4 protein-coding genes and 2 pseudogenes are annotated in these 5,422 nt (G+C 66.3%); 4 read left to right on the top strand and 2 right to left on the bottom strand.

Annotated features, from left to right (window positions below):
* The first annotated feature begins 502 nt into the window (after positions 1–502).
* The 3 genes and pseudogenes from MJ783_RS04910 to MJ783_RS04905 all read left to right on the top strand — a co-directional run bounded on the left by MJ783_RS04910 (position 503) and on the right by MJ783_RS04905 (position 1,770).
* Positions 503–838, top strand: a complete 336-nt coding sequence (locus MJ783_RS04910; protein WP_239308724.1) for a hypothetical protein — start codon at positions 503–505, stop codon at positions 836–838.
* A 139-nt stretch (positions 839–977) separates the two neighbouring features.
* A pseudogene (locus MJ783_RS23550) lies at positions 978–1,136 on the top strand (transposase family protein); the annotation flags it as partial.
* A gap of 133 nt (positions 1,137–1,269) precedes the next feature.
* Positions 1,270–1,770: an ISAs1 family transposase gene (locus MJ783_RS04905; protein ID WP_239308723.1), complete on the top strand. Its 501-nt coding sequence runs from the start codon at positions 1,270–1,272 to the stop codon at positions 1,768–1,770.
* A 750-nt stretch (positions 1,771–2,520) separates the two neighbouring features.
* Here MJ783_RS04905 and MJ783_RS04900 read toward each other — a convergent pair.
* Entirely contained in the window at positions 2,521–3,495 is a 975-nt protein-coding gene (locus MJ783_RS04900) for a carbohydrate kinase (protein WP_239308722.1), read from the bottom strand.
* A 361-nt stretch (positions 3,496–3,856) separates the two neighbouring features.
* Between MJ783_RS04900 and MJ783_RS23545 the strand changes: the two are divergent.
* Positions 3,857–3,985: pseudogene (locus MJ783_RS23545) on the top strand (antitoxin); the annotation flags it as partial.
* A gap of 1 nt (position 3,986) precedes the next feature.
* Here MJ783_RS23545 and MJ783_RS04890 read toward each other — a convergent pair.
* Positions 3,987–5,422: ABC transporter permease (locus MJ783_RS04890; RefSeq protein WP_239308721.1), on the bottom strand; the 1,436-nt coding region annotated here is incomplete at its 5' end.

The following is a 5,422-nucleotide window of genomic DNA, read 5'->3' as shown; positions in this document are numbered from 1 at the left end:
CAACGGCGGCGCCATCCCACTGATTTCGACGTGTGGAGTGTCAGAGTCGGCTTGGGGCTGTGAGCTGGGGTTATGCGACGGTTCAGCTGTCGGCATGAGGGTCAACTATGTCTGTGCGACTGCTCTATCTGATCTTTGTCCGGGTCTGCGGCTGACTGGTTCTACTCGGCCGTTCGTCGTTTGGGTGGAGTTGAATTTTCTTGTTGTTTAAATATTTGCCTTCATAACAATAATGGACTTCGTGAACTAATGAAAGAGTTGACGGTACATTTCCTGTATGGCCGAGGTGTGTGCCATCGAGCCGTGGTGGGATGTGTGTGAAAATGGCTGGCTCGCTACTAAATGTCAGCGCCATCTTTATCTCATTAGTTTCTTTGGCGACTTCAACTTTGCTCGCAGCACGGCAGGCACGATCAGCGGACCGCGCAAATCAGCTCCCAATCATCATCGAAATGCTTGATCGCCACACGACCCAGTCTTTCTACCTGAAAGAAGAGAAGATTTGGGCAGAGCTACCTTCGCGCGACCCAAATTTAGGAGTTACCCGTCTACCGGCGGATATTCGGGGGAAGTCATTGAAGTATCATTCTTTTACCAGATGCTGGGCTACCCGCTCGCCTTCGAGGTCGTCGACGAAAACGTCGTCATTCTTCCCATCCGCTATCGGCTCGAGAAGACCTGGACGGCCATACGGCCTTTCGTTGAGAGTGAGAGGGTATTACGCGGCGACCCGTATAGCTATTTAAATACCCTGGAAGAGTTTGCGAAGAGTGCTGCAAAAAAGGATGTAGAGGGTATGACCCTAATGGTCCAGAGAAGATTATCGAGGATTGGATGATGCTTCAGAACTGGCGAAACCAAGTGGTCATAGCAGGGCCTCGGCATTTTTGCTGGGCAGCGGTTCGGTAACCGACAGTGAGTGGATCGGGTTATGCGAGACGCTCGCGCAGGTACCGGACCCACGCCGACGGCGCGGGGTGCGATACCCCTTCGCCGTGATCCTGACCATCGCGGTGTGCGCGATGCTCAGTGGCGCCCGGTCGTTCGCGGCGATCGGGGAATGGGCCGCCGACCTTCCCGCGGATGCCCGCGCTGGCCTGGGGCTGACCGGGCGGATCCCAGGCCCGGTGACGATCTGGCGGGTGCTGGTACGGGTGGACCGGGCGGCGTTGGAGGCCGCGATCGGAGCCTGGATCCGGGCCCCTCGACGCCGTCGACACCGCCGCGCAGCGGCCGACACAGCGCCGCCGGGTACGGCGGGTGCTCGCGGTGGACGGCAAAGCGATGCGCGCCACCCGCCACGGCGCCCACCCCGTGCACCTGCTCGGTGTCCTCAACCGCACCCGCGGCGGGGTGCTGGCGCAGGTCGACGTCGACGAGAAGACCAACGAGATCCCTGTGTTCTCCACGGTTCTCGATCAGATTCCCGACCTGACCGACGTCCTGATCACCGTTGACGCGATGCACGCGCAGACCGCGCACGCCGACTACCTGCATGCCCGGGGAGCGCACCTGCTGGTCACCGTGAAACGTAACCAGCCCACCGTCCACACCCGGTTGAAGACCCTGCCGTGGAAGGACGTCCCGGTCGGGCACGCTGCCACCGGCCGTGGCCACGGCCGGATCGAGGCACGCACCCTCAAAGCCGTCACCGTCCCGGCCGGGCTCGGGTTCCCCCATGCCGCCCAGGCCATCCAGATCACCCGCACCTCCCGCCCGATCAACAAGAACAAGAAGAACGACCGAGGGCAAGCACCGTCAGTGACGTGAGACCGTCTACGCGATCTGCACCCTGCCCGCCCACGACGCCCTACCGGCCGAACTGGCCACCTGGATCCGAGGCCACTGGTCCACATCGAGGTCCGCCTGCACTGGATCCGCGACGTCATACTGGGTGAGGGCCTCCACCAGGCTCGTACCGGCAGCGGACCCCAGGTCATGGCCGTTCTCCGCAGCCTGGTGATCAGCCTGCTCCGGTTCGCCGGCTTCACCAACATGACCTGAGCCCTACGCCACCACGCCCGCCACCCCGACCAGGCAATCACCCTCGTGACCAGCACAAACACGACTTTGCAATGACCCTGCAGGAGGCCCGACGAGATCACTGACGGTGCACGGGCAACGGAGATGCCGGCGGCGCAGAAACATTCAGACCGGTAAGAGGGCGGTGTCGACGGACAGTCGAGACAGCGGTCGCCCTCGGCCTTCCGTACCGACAGGCCGAGGGTGACCGACGAGGTCCTGACGTGACCAAGAGGTGTTCCCCGGCGTGGTCAAGGTCCCGGCTCCCTTGGCGGCAGAGATCGATCTTGGTCAGATCTGACACCCGTCCTTCGCGAGCGCACTGGCAGCCCGCGACGTTTCCAACGTTTGAGGCGGACCTCTTCGGCAATACGGAGAGCCACGAAGACGCGCGGCGCCATCGAGGTCCTCGCCCGCTACGCCGGAATCGGCGACCGCACGGCCAGCGGCATGGGCCACATCGTCATCGGCCCCGACGGGCCGTCCGCCCGGCTCATGTCATGGAAGCAGGTTTGTGCTCTCGCTGGTCAGCCGGCTCGCCCAGGGCGGGTCAGCACCGGGTGTGGCGCAGGTCAGTGCCGCGACTCGGGCCCCGAAGGTCAACGCGCGCCGTACGGTCTCGATGTCGAGCTGGTCGATCCGGCCGCCAAGGTGACCTGCTTGATACAGCCAGTGAAGAAGGCCGGCGGAAAAGGCGTCGCCCGCGCCGATGGTGTCGACGGTCCGCACCGCGACGGCAGGAACCTCCACCACATCCTGTCGGAATGAGGCTATGACGCCCCGCTCCCCGCGCGTGATGATGACCAGTGGCACATCGGCCAGGCCCGGGGCCCTGAGGAGATCATCCAGGGAGACGCCGGGGAAGAGCTCGGCGGCGTCATCCTCACTCATCCGGATGATGTCAGCAAGGCGAGACCACTCCGCGATCCTCGACCGGTACCTCCGCGGACTCACCAGGGCAGCCCGGACGTTGGGGTCAATCGACACCGTCGCGCGTTCCCGGGCGGTGCGGAGCAGCTTTTCGACCAGGTTCCCGCCCGGCTCCATCACCAGCGAGAGTGAGCCGGCGTGCACACACGCCACGCCGTCGAGATGGGATGGGGCCAGTTCCCGCGCGGTCCACTGCCAGTCCGCCGTTCCGGCCGCGTAGAACACATAGCTGGCCTGACCGTCAGCCGCCACCGACGCGATGGTGAGCGTTGCCGGTTCACTGGCGGTGACGGCGCATGACAGGTCGACCGCGGACGTCCGCAGCCGCTCGACAAAAAGATCACCGAACACGCCCCGCGGCAGCCTGCCGAGAAACCGGGTCGGTGTTCCGAGTCTCCCGAGAGCGACCGCCGTGTTCGCCGGGCCGCCTCCCGGGAATACCCGCAACCGCAACGCGGTGTCGCTCCCGGCCGCCGGCTCGACAACAGCATCCGCGACGTTTTCGCCGATCACCGCGACACAACCGGCAGCACGTGGAGTCATGCCTTTCCAAGCGGGCCGGTCAGGCTCCCGGTGGCCTCTCGGACCCGGCGGGCCGGCAGCGCCGATGCGACGGGAACCCTGGACGCGGAAGCAGCCGTGATCGCGCCATCGTTCGCTGTGGCCGCTGGTTCCCCGTCCGTTGCTTCCCCGTCCGTCCGTCCAGGGATTGCCACCGCTTCGGCCATGGTGTGCTCCTTCGCAGAGATGGGGTCAACCCGCCATCCGAACCGACGTCATCGAGACAGTCGGTGACATCCCCGGGAAGCCGCTGACAAAGCCACGACGGCCCACAATCCCGCCGCTTGCCCAGGCCACGGGCCACGCCTCCAAGAGCATCGGATATCGCTTGGAGATGCTGCTGATGTCCGATGTGCTCATCCGTGACGTGCCCGATGACGTGCTGGCCGTTGTCGAGGCGCACACCGCCCGGCTCGGTCTGTCCCGTAACGAGTACCTCCGCCGGCAGCTCGCCCAGGACGCGGCGCGCTCGGTCACCGGCCCTTCCGGGGTGCGGACCCGCGGCGCAGGACCGGCCATATCGCCGATACGATGGCTGCGGTCAATAGCACAAGCGCGGCGAGGTCAAGCGTCCAGGTGTGGACGTCGGCTGTCCACAGCGGGTCGACCTTGGGAGTGGCCGGGGTCTGGCGGTAGCCGGTTGTCGCCGCGAGCATCGCGAACCCCCACCGGGCCGGCATCAGGTATGCGAGCTGTTCCAGCGGCGGATGGCCGTCCAGTGGGATGAGCAGCCCACACAGCAGCAGCTGCAACAGCAGGACGAGCACGAGGATCGGCATGCCGCGGTCGGCGTTTGCGATCAGTGCTGAGACCAGCAGCCCTTGAGCCATTGCGGCCAGCGCGACCGCGACCATGGCGACGGCAACCTCGGTCACCCCATGCTGGCTCAGCGCGAGTGGCCTGTCCGGTGCTGGCTGGCCGTACAGTCCGGCGAAGGCCAGGATCACGGCCTGAGCGCTGCTGATCAGGCCCAGCACGGCGAGCTTCGACCAGAGGTAAGCGCCGCGCGAGAGCCCAATCGCCTGCTCGCGGCGGAAGACGGAGCGCTCCTTGACCAGTTCGCGGAACGCTCCGGCGAATCCCGTGAACGCGCACCCGAGCACGAGCACGAGCATGAGCGGCGCGATGTCACTGTCGGGGCCGGCCTGCCGGCTTTTCCACGACAGTCCGTGCCCGCCCGGAAGCAGCCGTGCGAACAGGCTCAGCACCAGCGGCAGCGCCAGTAGGAACAGCGCGTAGGCCCGATCGGCCGCGATCACCGCGAAGTAACGGCGGGCGAGCACGACGAACTGGCGCAGCGCCGGCTGCTGGCGCGGCGGCGCGTCCGGTACGGATCGCGCCGGACGCGCCGCGGGCTGCGCCGTGCCGCTCGGCATCCCGTACCGTGCGTACTCGGGCGAAGCCCGGAAGCGGGCCGTCCAGTCGACCTCCCGGGACCGGTCGAGCAGCAGGAACATGTCCGCGAAGTCATGCTGGCCGAAGTACGCGAGCGCCTCGCCGGGCGGGCCGAAATAGGCGAGCTGGCCGCCCGACGCGAGCACGAGCAGCCGGTCGCACAGGTCAAGCTGCGCGGGTGAGTGCGTGACGACGACCACCGTCCGGCCGTCGTCGGCCAGTGTGCGCAGGGTCTGCATCACCGACTTGTCCATGCCCGGGTCCAGCCCGGACGTCGGCTCGTCGAGGAAGAGCAGCGACGGGCGGGTGAGCAGCTCCAGCGCCACACTCGTGCGCTTGCGCTGCCCACCGGAGAGGGTGCTGATCCGCTGCTCCGCCTGGTCGGCCAGCCCCAGCTCGCCGATCACCTCATCGACCCGCGCGTTGCGCTCGGCCGCCGGGGTATCAGCGGGGAACCGCAGCTCGGCCGCGTACCGCAGCGCCCGGCGGACGGTCAGCTGCGGGTGCAGGATGT

The organism is Protofrankia sp. Cj3 (assembly GCF_917627355.1).
GTDB lineage: Bacteria > Actinomycetota > Actinomycetes > Frankiales > Frankiaceae > Protofrankia.
This window is presented reverse-complemented; position numbering and strand designations above follow the sequence as displayed.